General features: G+C 43.9%; 14 protein-coding genes. All 14 read right to left on the bottom strand.

Features of this window, described 5'->3' with window-relative positions; all coding sequences use genetic code 11:
• Nucleotides 1-138: 138 nt before the first annotated feature.
• Entirely contained in the window at nucleotides 139-405 is a 267-nt protein-coding gene (locus F9B85_RS13010) for a DUF1292 domain-containing protein (protein ID WP_151621657.1), read from the bottom strand.
• A gap of 114 nt (nucleotides 406-519) precedes the next feature.
• Entirely contained in the window at nucleotides 520-936 is a 417-nt protein-coding gene (ruvX, locus tag F9B85_RS13005) for a Holliday junction resolvase RuvX (RefSeq protein ID WP_151621655.1), read from the bottom strand.
• 3 nt (nucleotides 937-939) lie between these two features.
• Nucleotides 940-1,890, bottom strand: a complete 951-nt coding sequence (locus F9B85_RS13000; RefSeq protein WP_151621653.1) for an aldo/keto reductase — start codon at nucleotides 1,888-1,890, stop codon at nucleotides 940-942.
• Nucleotides 1,891-1,909: 19 nt separating this feature from the next.
• On the bottom strand, nucleotides 1,910-2,176 hold the full coding sequence (locus F9B85_RS12995) for an IreB family regulatory phosphoprotein (RefSeq protein ID WP_151621651.1): 267 nt from the start codon (nucleotides 2,174-2,176) through the stop codon (nucleotides 1,910-1,912).
• Nucleotides 2,177-2,295: 119 nt separating this feature from the next.
• On the bottom strand, nucleotides 2,296-4,947 hold the full coding sequence (gene alaS, locus F9B85_RS12990; RefSeq protein ID WP_151621649.1) for an alanine--tRNA ligase: 2,652 nt from the start codon (nucleotides 4,945-4,947) through the stop codon (nucleotides 2,296-2,298).
• A 267-nt stretch (nucleotides 4,948-5,214) separates the two neighbouring features.
• A complete protein-coding gene (locus F9B85_RS12985) occupies nucleotides 5,215-6,234 on the bottom strand; it encodes an AI-2E family transporter (protein WP_170270532.1) in 1,020 nt (339 codons plus the stop codon).
• Nucleotides 6,235-6,313: 79 nt separating this feature from the next.
• Nucleotides 6,314-6,511 (bottom strand): hypothetical protein, encoded by a 198-nt coding sequence (locus F9B85_RS12980; RefSeq protein ID WP_151621645.1) that lies wholly within the window; start codon nucleotides 6,509-6,511, stop codon nucleotides 6,314-6,316.
• A 96-nt stretch (nucleotides 6,512-6,607) separates the two neighbouring features.
• Entirely contained in the window at nucleotides 6,608-7,135 is a 528-nt protein-coding gene (locus tag F9B85_RS12975) for a PRC-barrel domain-containing protein (protein ID WP_151621643.1), read from the bottom strand.
• Nucleotides 7,136-7,300: 165 nt separating this feature from the next.
• A complete protein-coding gene (gene mnmA / locus F9B85_RS12970) occupies nucleotides 7,301-8,413 on the bottom strand; it encodes a tRNA 2-thiouridine(34) synthase MnmA (protein ID WP_151621640.1) in 1,113 nt (370 codons plus the stop codon).
• Between the two features lie 105 nt (nucleotides 8,414-8,518).
• Nucleotides 8,519-8,893 (bottom strand): Fe-S cluster assembly scaffold protein NifU, encoded by a 375-nt coding sequence (nifU, locus tag F9B85_RS12965; RefSeq protein ID WP_151621638.1) that lies wholly within the window; start codon nucleotides 8,891-8,893, stop codon nucleotides 8,519-8,521.
• Nucleotides 8,875-10,071: a cysteine desulfurase NifS gene (gene nifS / locus F9B85_RS12960; protein ID WP_151621636.1), complete on the bottom strand. Its 1,197-nt coding sequence runs from the start codon at nucleotides 10,069-10,071 to the stop codon at nucleotides 8,875-8,877. The genes nifU and nifS overlap by 19 nt, the downstream gene beginning before the upstream one ends.
• Before the next feature lie 46 nt (nucleotides 10,072-10,117).
• Nucleotides 10,118-10,570 (bottom strand): RrF2 family transcriptional regulator, encoded by a 453-nt coding sequence (locus F9B85_RS12955; RefSeq protein ID WP_151621634.1) that lies wholly within the window; start codon nucleotides 10,568-10,570, stop codon nucleotides 10,118-10,120.
• Between the two features lie 205 nt (nucleotides 10,571-10,775).
• The gene (locus F9B85_RS12950; protein ID WP_151621632.1) at nucleotides 10,776-12,038 is read right to left on the bottom strand and encodes a putative DNA modification/repair radical SAM protein; all 1,263 of its coding nucleotides are present in this window, start codon (nucleotides 12,036-12,038) and stop codon (nucleotides 10,776-10,778) included.
• A gap of 23 nt (nucleotides 12,039-12,061) precedes the next feature.
• The gene (locus F9B85_RS12945; protein ID WP_151621630.1) at nucleotides 12,062-15,805 is read right to left on the bottom strand and encodes a PAS domain S-box protein; all 3,744 of its coding nucleotides are present in this window, start codon (nucleotides 15,803-15,805) and stop codon (nucleotides 12,062-12,064) included.
• Nucleotides 15,806-15,976 lie beyond the last annotated feature (171 nt).

The following is a 15,976-nucleotide window of genomic DNA, read 5'->3' as shown; positions in this document are numbered from 1 at the left end:
AGCTTCATATGTTCTTTGTTAATGCTCATGAAAGCATTATACTTCTTTCTGCTTTGAGGCTCAACATCTGTCGAAAAATAGAAAAATCAAAAAACCACCCAGTTGCCCGGATGGTTTTCATTGAATTGAACGATTCGATTAGTCTTCGTCCACTTCTTCTTCGGTGAGTTCTTGCCAATAGTCAGCCACTTTTTCCCATTCTTCATCATCTTCAATGTGACTAAATACTTCTTCACCATCTTCTAGTTCCACACGCAAGATGATAGCCTCATCTTCTTCGTCATCGGCTGGTAGAAGGATAGCATATTCTTTGCCATCTACTTCAACTCTGTCCAGTTCCTCGAATTCAATCTCGTTACCCTCTTCGTCTGAGAGAATGATGATGTTTTCTTGTTCCTGATCCATTCGCCTATCACCTCAATTCGATACCAAGCTGATATCATTGTATACCAGTCTTTTCTACTTTGTCAATGAATGCTCAAAGTTAGTATGTCCTCTCTTTTTTGGTTATAAACATAGTTAACTTTTTGCTCTAGCGTCAAGGTAGTTTTGCAAGATAAAAACGGCGGCTATTTTGTCAACTACTTCTTTGCGCTTAGCTCGTGAAACGTCACCTTGTAGGAGTGTTTTCTGAGCTGACACTGTAGTAAGGCGTTCATCCCAGTATATCAGGGGGATTTGGAAGTGTTCTTGTAGTTTATCGCCAAAGCGACGTGTTTCTTCTGCTTTAGGACCGTAAGTGCCATTCATGTTACGTGGCAAACCACAAACAATGGTATCCACTTCATAGGTATGGATTAATTCTACAAGGCGTGCTAGATCTTTTTCCTTAGATTGTCGCTTTAAGGTTTCTATGCCTTGAGCTGTCCAGCCCATGGGATCAGAGATGGCAATGCCGATTCTTTTGTCACCTACGTCTAAGCCGAGGATGCGCATAATCTATACCACCTTGATACAAAAGTCAGGACAGGCACTGCTACAGTATCCACAGAGGATGCATTGCTCCTGATTGACTGTCGCTTTCTCTGCTTCAATCTGTAATACTCCTTGGGGACATTGAGCGAGACAGTTGCCACAACCACTGCACCATTCTTCTATGAGTAGTCGTCGTTTTTTTTGCTGTACTGCTTGCCAGGTTGCTTCGTTGCCTTTCTGTCCTTGAAAGAGTTCTATGTTGAGGGCTAGTTCTTCTTCGCTTTGCATTCCTACAGCAATGGCATGAAGATGCTGGTTTTGTAAAACCCACTCTAAAGCTATTCTAGCTTGTCCAAAAAGGTGGCCGCCACCGAGAGCTTTCATGCCGTAAATGCCTTTTCCTGCTTCGTAGGCTTGGGCTAGGGCTTGTACCATCTCTTCTGCTGTGCCATCGACGATGCCGATGCCAGAGCGGTTGATTATGGGATGAATGACCTCTAGGTCAGGATGATTTGTAGCGGCTCTTACGGCTCTTATAGTGTGCGTAGAAAGTCCTGTAGCTCTTATGATACCTCTGCTTTTGGCTTCGAGAAGATATTCTAGAGCTTCTTGGTGTCCTGAAATGGTATGTTCGCTTTCCTGTTCGTGAAGCAAAAAAATATCTATAACGTCACGATCAAGCTCTCTTCGTGCTTCTTCTACTGCTTTGGCCATATCTTCTCGATTGTAGGCGTAGGATTTGGTAGCTATGACAACTGGTTGGTCGTAACCAGCTAAGGCTTGTCTGATGTAAGGATAAGTCTGGTATAGCTGAGCTGTGTCAATAAAATTAACACCTGACTCAAAAGCCCTCCGAAGCAGATCTGCCCCTTCTTGAAGGGGCAAATTAGCTTGCAGTGGTCCTAAAGTCAGGCTACCAAAACATAGTCTGGATACGTATATTCCTGTGTGACCTAATTCTCTTTGCGATAGCATTGCTTAATCTTTCGTACTGTTATTTTTTATTGGACTCTAGATAATGTCGAACTAGTTCTTCTAAGAGATCGTCTCGTTCTAGTTTGCGAATAAGGTTACGGGCATTGTTGTGACTAGTAATGTAGGCCGGATCACCTGACAAAAGATAGCCCACCATTTGGTTAATGGGGTTGTATCCTTTTTCTTTCAGGGCTTGATAGACCGCTTGAAGAATCTCGCTAGTTGCCATCTCTTCTTCTTCTTTGGCCTGAAACATCATGGTTTGTTCAAAGGAATCATGAGACATAAAGCTCCAACCCCCCATCGAATGAAACATAATCGTATCAATGAACTTGTGGGAACATATTCGCCATTAACCTTTATTTTTCCTCTAAAGGAAAGAGGAAAATACGTTCAAGATAATGTTTATGCTTCTAGTCGATTTTTCACCCATTTTTTTGCCTCTGCTAAGGCTTGAGGAACTCCGGCAGGGTCTTTACCACCCGCTTGGGCCATGTCTGGTCTGCCACCACCGCCGCCACCGACGATTTTTGCTGTTTCTTTGATCAGTTGTCCTGCATGAAGTCCTCTGTTCAGTAGGTCTTTGGTAACGACAGCTACGAGGCTTACTTTATCGTCTGTGACAGCGGCAAGCATCAGCACGCCGGAAGTCATTTTTTCTTTCAATAAGTCGGCCATTTGTCGTAAGCCTTCCATGTCAGGTGCTTGCACTTGTACGGCTAGGACGTTGACGCCGCCGATGTTCTCTTGCTGATGCAATAATTCGTCGATTTGGTAACGAGCCAGGCGAGCTTGTAGTTGCTCGATTTCTCGTTCTTTTTCTTTGATGGTGCTCTGCACGACTTCGAGTCGGTTGAGTACTTCTGTGGCTGGTACTTTAAGTTTTTCTGCTATTTTCTTTACTTTTTCTTCTTGTTCATTAAGGTATTGTAAAGCTGTCTGCCCTGTTATGGCTTCAATACGTCTGATTCCTGCACCGATGCCGCCTTCACTTAAGATTTTGAAGAGGCCAATCTGGCTAGTATTTTGTAAGTGTGTGCCGCCACAAAGTTCTATAGAGTAGTCACCCATTTTGACGACGCGAACTTGGTCGCCATATTTTTCTCCGAAGAGAGCTATAGCGCCCATGGCTTTGGCTTCATCCATAGATGTTTCTAATGCTTCAATAGTGAGAGCTCGGAAGATTTCTGCGTTCACTTTGGCTTCAATGTCTTTCCACTCTTCTTTGGTCAGCGGTGTGAAGTGGGAAAAGTCAAAACGTAGTCGATCTTCTTCTACAGCTGATCCAGCCTGGTTAACATGGTCGCCTAGACGCTCTTTGAGGGCTTTGTGCAGTAGATGTGTGGCGCTGTGGTGGCTTGCTATGTTTTGACGGCGCTGTCCTTCTACTGTTGCTTGAACTAAGTTCCCTACTTGAACTGTTCCGCTCGTCACTTCACCAATGTGGACAATTAGGCGGCCAGCCATTTTTTTCGTATCATCAATGCGTATTGTTGCTCTTTCTGTGTTGAGCGTACCGCTGTCACCTTTTTGTCCTCCTGCTTCGGCGTAAAAAGGTGTTTCTTCTAAGATAATTTGAACTTTTTCGCCTGCTGTAGCTTCACCTTTTTCTGCTCCTGCTACTACGAGGGCTAGGATGCGGCTTTTTAGGGAGGTGCTTTCATAGCCTAGGAAGGTTGTGCTAGTGTAGCGTTGGGAAAGGGCACTCCAGAGCTCCATGCCAGCGCCATAGCTTTCATCTTGGCGAGCTGAGCGAGCTCTTTCGCGCTGTTCTTCCATAGCTTTTTCAAAGCCTTCTTTGTCAATGGCTAGTCCGTTTTCTTCAGCAATGTCTTCTGCTAAGTCTAGGGGAAAGCCATAAGTGTCATAGAGAATAAAGGCTTGTTGGCCTGGTAAGCTTTGACCCCCTTGAGCTTTGATTTTGTTGACCATTTCTGAGGCAATGCGCATGCCGTCATGTAAGGTTTCGTGGAATCTTTCTTCTTCGATGCGAATTACTTTTTCTACGAATTCTTGTTTTTCTTTGATTTCTGGGTAGGCTTGTCCCATCTGTTCTACTACGTTAGCGACGATTTTGTACATGAATGGTTTTTCGATGCCCAGTACTTTACCGAAGCGAACGGCTCTACGCAATATACGGCGTAAAACGTAGCCTCTTCCTTCGTTGCCTGGTAGAACTCCATCAGTGATGAGGAAGGTGCAGGAGCGAATGTGGTCGGCTACGACGCGAAAAGGAAAGCCTGCTTCGCCTGGTTGATAGCTTTTGCCACTAATGGTCTCGACAGCTTGGATCAGGGGCTTCATTAAGTCTGTATCATAGTTAGTGCTTACGTCTTGAATGACTGAGGTAAGGCGCTCTAAACCCATACCTGTGTCTATAGAAGGTTTAGGCAGTGCCGTCATTGTGCCGCTCTCATCACGGTTGTATTGCATGAAAACGAGGTTCCATATCTCTAGCCAACGGTCACAATCGCAATGTCCGATGGCACAAGTTTCAGCGTCACAGCGTAGGTGTTCGCCTCGATCAATTAGGATCTCCGAGCAAGGTCCGCATGGTCCTGTGTCTCCCATAGCCCAGAAGTTATCTTTTTCCCCTAAGCGAAGAATGCGCTCTTCGGGCAAGCCAATTGTGTTTTTCCAGATGCCGAAAGCTTCGTCATCGTCAAGGTAGATGGTAGCATAAAGTTTGTCTTTTGGTAGGTTTACTACTTCAGTGAGGAATTCCCAACCATATTGAATAGCTTCTGTTTTGAAGTAGTCGCCAAAGGAGAAGTTACCGAGCATTTCAAAAAAAGTGTGATGTCGCGCTGTTCTACCTACTGTATCAAGATCGTTATGTTTTCCACCTGCTCGAACACACTTTTGAGCTGTTACTGCTCGTACGTAATCTCTTTTCTCGTAGCCTAAAAAGAGGTCTTTGAACTGGTTCATACCGGCGTTAGTGAAAAGCAAAGTTGGGTCGTTGTGCGGGACTAGGGAAGAACTTTCTACGATTGTGTGTCCTTTGCTGGCAAAATAATCGAGGAACTTTTGCCGTATCTCGTTGCCTCTATGCAAGGTAATGCCCCCTTGTTTGTATGTGCTGACCTACTGTGGTCTTCTATGTTAGTTTATTATGGACAAATTTTTGTTCAATTTGGACAATATTTATCCAAATTGTACTATACTCTTTCGTCCTTCTGCCTGTCAAGAAGGGACTAGCGAGGATAAGGGCAGTGGTTAATCGCAGAGACACAAAGCGCACAGAGGACTAATTATATAATTGAGAAAACCTTATAGATTGTCTTCTCTGCGTCTTTTGCGTCTCTGTGTCTCTGCGGTTTATTATACTAAAACTTTCAGCAGTATATATCGCCCTATGACTTTGAGAACGGCGGCTAGGGGGATGGCTAGCAGTAGGCCGATGAGGCCGAAGAGATGGCCGCCGGCTAGGAGGGCGAAGATGATAATCAAGGGGTGTAGTCCTACGGAGTCTCCGAGGATTTTGGGAGAGATGAGGTTTGATTCAATTTGTTGGATGATGAACATGATCAGGACGGCCCAGAGGGCTGTTTGAGGTGAGTGGAGAAGTCCGAGGATGACTACGGGGATAGTGCCGATGATAGGTCCAAAGTAGGGAATGAGGTCTGCTACGCCGGCGATGACGCCGATCATCAGGCTGTATTTCATACCGATGGCCCACATGCCGATGGCTGTTAAAGTGCCTACGATGAGGGCTATTAAGAGATGACCTCTGATGACGGCTTTGAGGACTCGGTCTGTTTCAGAGGCAAGGTATTGCACGTCGCCTCTTATTTTACGTGGTGTGATTCGATGGAGGGTCTGTCCAATGTTGTCCCAGTCACGTAGAAAGTAGAAGGACATAACGGGGATGAGTATGATTTCTAAAGAGTGAGCTAGTAGGTCAAAGATGCCATCTAAGATGTTGCGTACTGTTCGGAGCAGGCTTTCTTCTATTTCTGTAAGCGTTTCACCCCAGACTTGTTGTAGTCCTGGTGGAAAGCCGGCCCTCATCATGTTTTCTTGGATACGGGCTAGTAATATGTCTACTTCTTGAATGTAGCTAGGTACTTGTTCGCTAAAGTGGAGCATTTCTTCAATGATCTTGGGCATGGCAAAAGCTATGAGAGCGGCAAGGATGCCAAAGAAGAGTGAGAAAATGCCTAGTATGCTTAAGCTTCGGGAGAGGCCTTTGTGTTCTAACCAGTAGACGGCAGGGTGAAGCAAGTAGGCTATGACAAAAGCTATGAAAAAAGGGATTAAGACGGCTCTTATAAAGTAAGCCAAGATGAGTAAGGTGCTTATGATCAGGATGACCAGTAAGAGACGACCGCGACTGTTCATCCAAGTCAGTGTCTTGACACCTCCTAATATAGAGAAAGCCCGGTGCATCTCGGGCTTTCAGGCCACTTGATGCCGGGCTTTAGACACCCGCCTGGGGCGACAGCTCGGTTTCTGGGATAGGGTCAAAGAAGTCATCTTCGAAAGCCATGAGCGTTCCATCTTCTGCTACTTCAAAGATTTCTTGTCGATCGTTAAACTCAACGTAACAGTTCCAGCAGTAGAACTGTGTAACACCAACTTTGCCCACTTGTTTTCCTCCACAGACAGGGCAGGACATGGGAAGCCAGCCTCCTTCATACAGGACTTTACATTAGATCATGTAATAATTGTCTTGATAATTTCTTGAATTTCTCTGTACTTTTACTTTTCTTTATTACCACGCGTCTTTCCAGTCGTTCGATACAGTTATATCTTCTGTTGTGCAATGAATAATATCAGGCCAAGGAAGTTGAAGGCGTCCCGTAAGCAGATCTTGAAAAAGACCATCTGATACTTCTAGTGCTACGATCTTGCCATGATCTTTATCAAAAATGATGTCGCCTACTTCCCCTAGCTCTTTTCCGCTTTCTGTTGTCACATTGTGACCTCTTAGTTGAGAAAGATTTAAGCTTTTACTCTCTTCTTGGACTTCTGGTCTTTCTTGTTCTTCATGTGCTTCTTGTACTTCATCTACTTCTTTTTCCTCTGCTTCATCTAACTTTGCTGTTAAGTAAATTAAATCGTCTTCAATATGAATTTTGTTCCAGAGTAGTTTTTTTCTTTTGTGGTCTTCTGTCTCAATGGCAAGGCCTGTGATTTTTGCTTTTTCTGTTTCTATGACTAGGTCGGTAATGTGTCCTAGAACTTTTCCTGTTGGACTTTCTAGGAGCGGTCTTTGTAAAAGATCTCTACCTTTTAGCATCCTTGTTCCTTTGTTCCCTGTTTTTTAATTCTTTTTCTTGGATCTCTCTTCTTTTCTCGCGTGGTGGATTTCTATGTTTTTATATCCATGATCTAGTGTTGACCTGTTGGAGGCTTCTCTATACTTGTTGCTTCTCTTTCACCGTCTTTTCTGAAAATTTCTGGTCTAGACTATTTTCAAATCTAGACTTAGGTTTTGTGCGATAGTACCACCGCCGATGACCCAGTCTCCCTGATAAAAAACAACAGCTTGTCCTGGTGTGATGGCTCGTTGTGGTTGCTCAAATTGAAGGATCACTTCGTCTTGCTGGTGTGGAATGAGTAAGGCTTTCGCTGGTGGAGCGGCGTAGCGAATCTTGGCTTCTACTTCAATGGGCTCTTCTAAGCTTTCGATGTCGATCCAGTTCAGATCATGAGCTAGTAGCTTAGAGCTAAAGACGTCTTTATCTTCCCCAATTATTACGCTGTTTTTCTCTATGTCTAAGGCAACAACGTAGGCAGGATAGCCTAATGCTAGGCCTAGTCCTTTGCGCTGTCCTACTGTGTAAAGAGGTAGGCCGCCATGTTGTCCTATGACTTTTCCTTCTGTATTAAGAAAAGGTCCAGGAGGAAATTTCTCATCGGGATATCGTTCTTGTAGAAAGTTTCTGTAGTTGTTGTCTGGAATAAAGCAGATCTCTTGGCTGTCTGGTTTGGAAGCAACACCTAGACCTAGGGCTTTAGCTTTTTCTCGTATTTCTGGCTTCCTATAAGATCCTACAGGGAAGAGCGTTCTGGCTAATTGCTCCTGCGTCATGTTGTAAAGGGCGTAAGATTGGTCTTTGTTATTGTCTTTGCCCTTACCTAGGCGATAGCGGCCTGTGGCAGGATCATGGTTTATTTGGGCGTAATGGCCTGTGGCGATTTTGTCTGCTCCGATAGCCAGCGCTTTTTGCAGTAGTCCTTCGAATTTGATAACTCGATTACAGCGAATACAAGGGTTAGGCGTTCTGCCAGCTAAGTATTCTTCTCCGAAGTAGTGGATTACTTCTTCTTCAAAGTAATCACGGAAGTTCATGACGTAGTGAGCTATGCCTAAGGCATCACAGACACGTCGTGCGTCTTCTACTGCTGATAGAGAGCAACAGCCACCGTCAGCTCCTTCTGGCGCGTCGACGGGCCAGATCTGTAGGGTAACTCCAATACAGTGGTAGCCTTGTTCTAATAAAAGAGCGGCGGTGACTGAAGAATCTACACCACCGCTCATAGCAACAACAATTGTTTCTTTTTTCTTTTCCATGGGGGTCTCTCCCCTCACTTTTTCTTACTTAATTATCTTTGGCATTTATTTACACAGGGACCTGGAAAGGTCTATTCCCCTTCCAGGTCCATATTGGTGCTTCTATTATTCTTTCCCTTGTTTGGCTTTATAGTCTGCTATAGCTTCATGAAGTGCTTCTGCCGCTAAGTTACTGCAGTGCATTTTCGCTGGAGGTAATCCTCCTAGTGCATCAGCTACGGCTTGGTTGGTCAGTTCGAGGGCTTCGTCGATGCTTTTTCCTTTGACTAATTCGGTACAGACAGAGCTGGTGGCGATAGCGGCACCACAGCCAAAAGTTTTGAATTTAATGTCTTTGATAATGTTGTCTTCTACTTGGATGGAAATGCGCATGATGTCGCCACAGCTGGCGTTACCTACTTCACCAACGCCGCTAGCTTCTTCGATTTCGCCGACATTGCGGGGGTTAGCAAAATGCTCCATTACCTTCTCTGTGTACATGATGTTACAGCCTCCTTGCCTTCGTAGAGAGGTGAGAGGGCCCGCAAGCGCTCTACGATCTCTGGAATTGTATTTAATATATAATCAACGTCTTCCTCGCTGTTGCCTCTTCCTAAGGTTAAACGAAGGGAGCCGTGCGCGATTTCATGACTTAAGCCCATAGCCAGCAAAACATGGGAGGGATCTAGTGATCCTGAGGTACAGGCTGATCCTGATGATGCGGCAATGCCTTTCATGTCTAGCATGAGCAGGAGCGATTCTCCTTCAATGAAGTGGAAAGATAAGTTTACGTTTTGTGGTAGGCGGTTGGTACGGTGACCGTTCAGTTTGACATGAGGTAGTTCCATCAAACCATCGATAAGACGGTCACGATAGCGCGTTAGTCGTTCTGCTTCTGCTTGCATTTCTGCTTGAGAGATTAATGCGGCTTTCCCAAAACCAACGATGCCTGGTAAGTTTTCTGTGCCAGGGCGGCGACGACGTTCCTGACTTCCGCCATAGCTCAGGGGTGTAAGTTTAACACCTTTGGCAATGTAGAGACAGCCTACACCTTTGGGACCGTAGATCTTATGAGCAGAGGCAGAGAGTAAGTCCACGCCAAGTTCGTTCACGTCTACAGGAATTTTACCAAATGATTGAACTGCATCAGTATGAAAAACAGCTCCTCGTGCTTTGGCTAGACGAGCTAGTTCTTGGATTGGTTGAATAGTGCCCACTTCGTTGTTAGCATGCATGATGGTAACTAAGACAGTGTCATCACGAAGTGCTTTTTCTAACTCTTCAACATGAACCTGTCCGTCTTCGTCAACTGGTAGAATCGTTACTTCGAAGCCTTCTTTTTCTAAGGCTTTACAGGCATCTAGGACAGCGTGGTGTTCTACTGCTGAGGTGATGATATGGTTGCCTTTGCCCTTTAATCGCATACCTCGGGCCGCGCCAAAGATAGCCATGTTATCAGCTTCTGTACCACCGCTGGTAAAGATGATTTGTTCAGGGCTAGCTCCCATCAAGGATGCAACGCTAGCTCTTGCTTCATCGAGCAGTTTTCTTGCTTCTCGACCGAAGGCATGGACACTCGAGGGGTTACCGAAGCTTTTTTCCATGGTTTCTACCATTGCTTTAACAACTTCAGGATGTACTGGTGTGGTTGCACCATGGTCCATATATACTGGTTGCATGGGAATTCTCTCCTCTGCTGACGATCTTTTTGACAGGATCTTTTTTTTAGATATGATACATGAAAGAGCCTTGCTCAAAGCGGGCTTTTTCTGCTTCTTCACACATATCGGCCAAGGTAATGGAGTCAATAACTTGTTCGATAGAGTTTTTTACTTTGGCCCAAACCATTTTGGATACACATTGTTCGGCACGCATACAGCGATCAGATGTATCATCGTTTACGCATTCTACAGGTGCTACCGGTCCTTCTAGGACACGGATGATATCACCGACGCTAATCTCTCCCGGTTCTCTAGCTAGTACATAGCCTCCCTGGGCTCCTCGAATGCTGTTGACTAGACCGGCTTTGCGTAGTAGTGCAATGATTTGTTCCAAGTAGTGTTCCGAGATGTCTTGTCGTTCTGCTACTAGCTTCAACGATACGGGACCTCTTCCATGTTGTAGAGCTAGTTCAAACATGGCCCTTACGCCGTATTGGCCTTTCGTTGATAACTTCACCGGGAAGCACCTCCTTATTGAGGCTTTCATTACATATTCTGTATTTTAAGGTCACTAGTGGTTTAATCCCTACCAAACAAGTAGGTTTTCTTGGTCGTAGTTTATCACGACTTTTGCCGAAAGTCAAAGGTTTAGATCACAAAAAAATGCCTCTTTTCAGCTTCAGGGAATCAGTCCCTGCTTAAGCTAAAAAGAGGCATTTTTTCTAGAAAAGCTGTAATTGTTGCCAGTTACTATCTTTAGGAGTCTTCTCTTGCTTTTTTTCTAGCAGGTTATGCCGTATGAGCTCTCTATCTTGGTCTCTATCCATGTTGATCTGTCCGTAATATTGACCGTTGCAGGTTATGAAGTAGCGAGCTCGTTTGAGCACAACGCCGATACGGGTGAGATCTTCGAACTGAATGGAGCGAACTCGACGAGAGTAAAGTATGCGTCGTGCTGATTTGACGCCAATGCCAGGTACACGCAAGAGCCAGTAGTAGTCGGCATAATTGATTTCGATGGGAAAGTAGTGAATGTTACGTAAGGCCCAGGCGCTTTTGGGGTCGAGCTCTAAATCTAAGTTAGGGTTCTGCTTATCTACTATTTCGTCAGCTTGAAAGCCATAATAGCGCAGAAGCCAGTCAGCTTGGTAGAGTCGATGTTCGCGCAATAAGGGCGGCTGTGGTAGTGCTGGTAGCTTAGGATCTGTGCTGATCGGTACGTAGGCAGAGTAGTAGACTCTTTTGAGTCGATAATTGTTGTAGAGTCCTTCTGCTAACTTAAAGATGTGCAGGTCTGTTTCGGCGCTAGCACCTACGATCAGTTGGGTGCTTTGTCCAGCTGGTACAAAAGAGGGCAGGCGCTTAAATTTTCTTTTCTCTTCTTGCCTTGTTAAGATGGTTGTGCTGATTTGCCCCATGGGCTTAAGGATACTATCTCTTTTTTTCTGTGGTGCTAGCAGGCGCAAGCTTTCGAAGGAAGGGAGCTCGATGTTGACGCTCATTCTGTCTACGAGCTCCCCGGCTTGTTGAATCAATAGAGGATCAGCGCCTGGAATAGCTTTGAGGTGAATGTAACCGTTAAAGCGATAGGCTGTGCGCAGGAGACTAACTGCTTTGACTAGTTGTTCCATAGTGTGGTCTGGGTTTTGGTCCACAGCGGAGCTAAGGAAGAGTCCTTCAATGTAGTTGCGACGATAAAAGTTGATGGTCAGTTCGGCTACTTCTTCAGCTGTAAAGGCCGCTCGCGGGACGTCGTTAGAGCTTCTGTTGACGCAAAAGGCGCAGTCATAGGCACATATATTGGATAAGAGGATTTTTAAGAGCGATACACAGCGACCATCGTCGGTCCAACTGTGACAGATGCCGCTAGCAGAGGTATCACCAATCATGCCTTTACGGGCTTGACGTTTACCACCTGAAGAAGAGCATGATACATCGTATTTGGCCGCTGATGATAAGATTCTTAGCTTGGTGCTGATATCCATGGGACTTTCCCCCGTCGCGTGGGTTAGTTTATTAAGCCTTGTATGATTTCTTTTAGTTTGCTGAGCACGACTGGCTTGGTAATGTAGTCATCCATTCCTGCTGAGATACATTGCTCTCTGTATCCTTCGAGCGCATGGGCTGTCATTGCTACAATAGGTATTTTGTTTATCTTTTCGTCTTCAAGTTTTCTAATGATTTTGGTTGCTTCGAAACCATCCATGACTGGCATTTGACAATCCATTAAGATGAGGTTGTAGTTCTCTTTCTGTACTGCGTCGATAGCTTCTTGACCATTGTCGACAGCTTTAGCTTCGTAGCCTAGCTTTTTTAGTTGCATTATAGCAAGTCGCTGATTGACGGGGTTATCTTCTACTAGCAAGATAAGCTTTTTCTCTGCTTCAAGAGTTTGTTTTGCTGTTGAAGGAGTTGACTCTACTGAATTTATTGCTTGGGAGTCAGTAAGGGCAATTTGGTCAAAGCCGAGAGACTTGACGCTCTCTTGTCTTGCTTCGTTCTGCTCTTGCTCTTGCTTTTCCTGCTCTTTTTCAGAAAAGGCTTCCTCGGCGTATCGTAAAGGAAGGTTAAACCAGAAGATAGATCCTTTTTCTATATTCTTTTCTACACCGATTTCTCCACCCATGAGCTCAACAAGGTTCTTACTGATCGAAAGCCCTAGTCCTGTTCCACCATATTTTCTAGTCGTTGAGCCATCAGCTTGGGTAAAGGGTTGGAAGAGCTTATGTCTTACGTCTTCTTCGATACCTATACCTGTATCAGTTACTTTAAATTGTAATTCTATTTGTTTTTTATCTATCGATAAGATGGTGACTTCTAAGCTTACAGAGCCTGTTTCTGTAAACTTAATTGCATTGCTGAGTAGGTTTAAGATGACTTGTCGTAGTCTTCCTGGATCTCCCTTTAGACGCTGTGGAATGTCTGAGGCGATCTTACTTTGTAAGTCAAGATTCTTGAGACTAGCTTTCGGTAGTAAAAGCTCTACTGTTCCTTTTACAATCGGAAAAAATTCTAAGTCAACTTCTTCTATATCCATTTTGCCTGCTTCAATTTTGGAGAAGTCGAGTATGGCATTAACTATTTCGAGCAGATTATGACCGGAGTCGGTGATGATTTCAATCAGCTCTTTTTCTTCTGCTGTTTTGCTTCTTTCTAACAGGATTTCTGCCATACCTATGATGCCATGAAGAGGAGTGCGAATCTCGTGGCTCATATTGGCTAGGAATTCACTTTTTGCTCTACTGCCTTCCTCGGCCGCTTTTTTGGCTTCTACGAGTTGGGCTTCTTGTAGCTTCCGCTCTGTTACGTCTTGTTTGATGGCAATATAGTGGACAATCTGACCTTCCTCATTTTGCACTGGTGTGATTGTCATTTCTTCTGTATATAAACTGCCGTCTTTGCGACGATTGATTAGTTCCCCATGCCAGACTTGCCCTTCTTGGATCGTATTCCACATTTCATTGTAGAAAGATGGCTCATGCTGACCTGACTTGAGAAGGTTCGTCCGTTGGCCTATCACTTCTTCTTTTGCGTATCCTGTTAATGCTGTTACAGCTGGGTTAATCCATTGAATGATGCCTTCAGCGTTGGTGATGATGATGGAGTTAGCCGCCGCCGCTAAAGTTTCTCCCTGTAACTGTAGTTGTTGCTGGCGCATGGCCGCCATCAGAGTTAGAGAGATACGTTGAGTAAAATCTTCAAGGGGTTGTAATTTCGCTTTGTTGAAAAAATCTTTGCGGTAACCACGAACGTACATTAAGCCAATTTTATTATCTTGTACTTTTAAGGGTATGACTAATTCATGGGGATAGACTGGTAGTCCTTCTTCTGTAATGTATGCTGTACCCTGCAGGTTAGCTTGCTGTGTTAGTTGATTGCTTTTATCTGCTGATGCTTGTGGAGCTAAAAAATGGATGGCGCTATCAATCTGAATGCTAACGTAGGGGTAGCCAAATAAATTGATCATTTGCTGACATAAGTGCTGTAGGATCTTTTCTAAAGATTCTCCTTCTAAGACTTGTCGATCGATTTGCCGCAGTAAGGTTGCTTTCTTCTCTTCTTGTTTTCGTTCTGTAATATCACGGACAAAAAAGAGAATAGTGTTTCTGTCGTTAAATCGGAAGTTGGTAGAGGTGATTTCTACATCTACTTTTGTGCCATCTTTTTTGTAGTATTCTTGTTCTTTATGGTTAGCTGATTCTATTGAAAAAGGTCTCTTTTCTAGTAAAGCTTTGGGCTCTATTCTCAGTAAGTCGCAAAGGGTCATCTTAGACAAGTCTTTTGAATCGTAGCCTAACCATTGTTGCATATAACTGTTGGCGGCATGAATTTTCAGGGTCTGCGGATCAATGAGATAGATTGCTTCTGGTGCATTTTCGAAAATCGTCATGAAACGTCTCTCGGAAGCGACAAATCGCATGGCCGATTCTTTGGTCATGTAGATGAGAACAAAGTAGGAGATGAGCAATAATGTCAAAAAGAGGACGATGAGAATAGTACCGAGACGCTGTTTTTTGATACTTTCCTGCCAGTTCTCTACGTCCATGTCGATGCCTAAAGTGGCAATAACTTGGCCTGTGTTGTCTTGGATGGGCGCCGTACTGTAAAACCATTCTCCAAATTGATCATTTATAGGTCCATCGAAAAATGGTTGACCATCTTCAAATATGGCTTTTTGGGCATAGGAAGCTTCTTCATATATATCGCCAGGTGCAGAGTAATCTTCTGAATCTCTTGGTTCGGCATCGACAAGAAAGACTAAGCTGTCGCCTACGAGTCTCATTAAGTAGATAAAGCGAATGTCTTCATTGACAAAAATAATATTTTGTAGCTTCTTTTCTAGTTGTAGGAATTCATCATTCTCGTAATCTGCTGTAGTTGCTGTTAGTGTATTGAACTTGTTGTAGTCTATTGTTGCGGCGATAGTTGTAGCTCTGTTCATCAAGTCTATTTTGAGATTTTCTTCTTCTTCTCTACCTGTCATGTCAGTCCAAAGCCAGCCTATGGTAAGGACGAAAGTGACAGTTAAAACAGCAAGCAGGAAATACTTTTTATGATCTTCTTTCCCTCCATCGGCGTTAGCCGTAAAGAAAAGGTGACGGCTAATCCAGATGGAAAGGCTAAAGAGTACTGTTATAATTGTGCGAAAAACTTCAATTGGCCAATGGTAGTGCTGATTCGATTCGTTGCAGGAAAAGGAGATAGTTAAAGACATCAATATAAGCAAGAAGGTAGCTAGCTTCAGGTACTTATTCGTTCTTTCTTGCTCTTTATGTTCTAGTGGTTGCTCTGTTACTTTATAAATTGTCCAAGCCGCTCCTAAGCCTGCCATTAGTCCTAGGAGAAAGCGAAGAGCTTCTAGATAAATTGACGTAGCGTTAGTAAGGCCAATCAAGAAGACCATTAAAATCAGTAGATGTATCCAGGGAGCTATTCTTTTTATTATGTTTTCATTGTTTTTGATTCCTCTGCGCGCAAACTCATATAAAAAGGCGATAGAGAGGAGTACTAGAAAAAGTTCTATATGTAAAAGTATATCTAAGTTAATGTATCCTGTAGAGCGCAGAAAAAGGTCTAACCAGTTATTGATGCCATAAGTTATGCCAAAAAAAAGTAGCCAGCACCATTCCAAATTGCGATAGCGTATCTTAGTAAGTAAGTAGGCTGTTACAGCTAGAATAATAAAGGCGAGGCCACTTAAAAAGTGCAAATAATCTAGTTGTCGGGATAAAAACTCTATTAAAGTAGTCATGGTAAAGGGCACACCTTTCTCCCTGAACCTTTTGAGTGATTATATGAAAGTCTTAGTGTTTTACATAGTTAGGCTAGTTTAATTATCTTCTGAAGTAACGGCAAGTGTCAAGCGAAGGAAAATAAAAAAAGCTGGATGTTAAACCAGCTTTTTCGTTATTTATTATGCTTT

Source organism: Heliorestis acidaminivorans (assembly GCF_008933955.1).
GTDB classification, from domain to species: Bacteria; Bacillota; Desulfitobacteriia; order Heliobacteriales; family Heliobacteriaceae; genus Heliorestis; species Heliorestis acidaminivorans.
The sequence above is the reverse complement of the archived record's forward strand: the minus strand, read 5'-3'. Positions and strand labels throughout refer to the sequence as shown.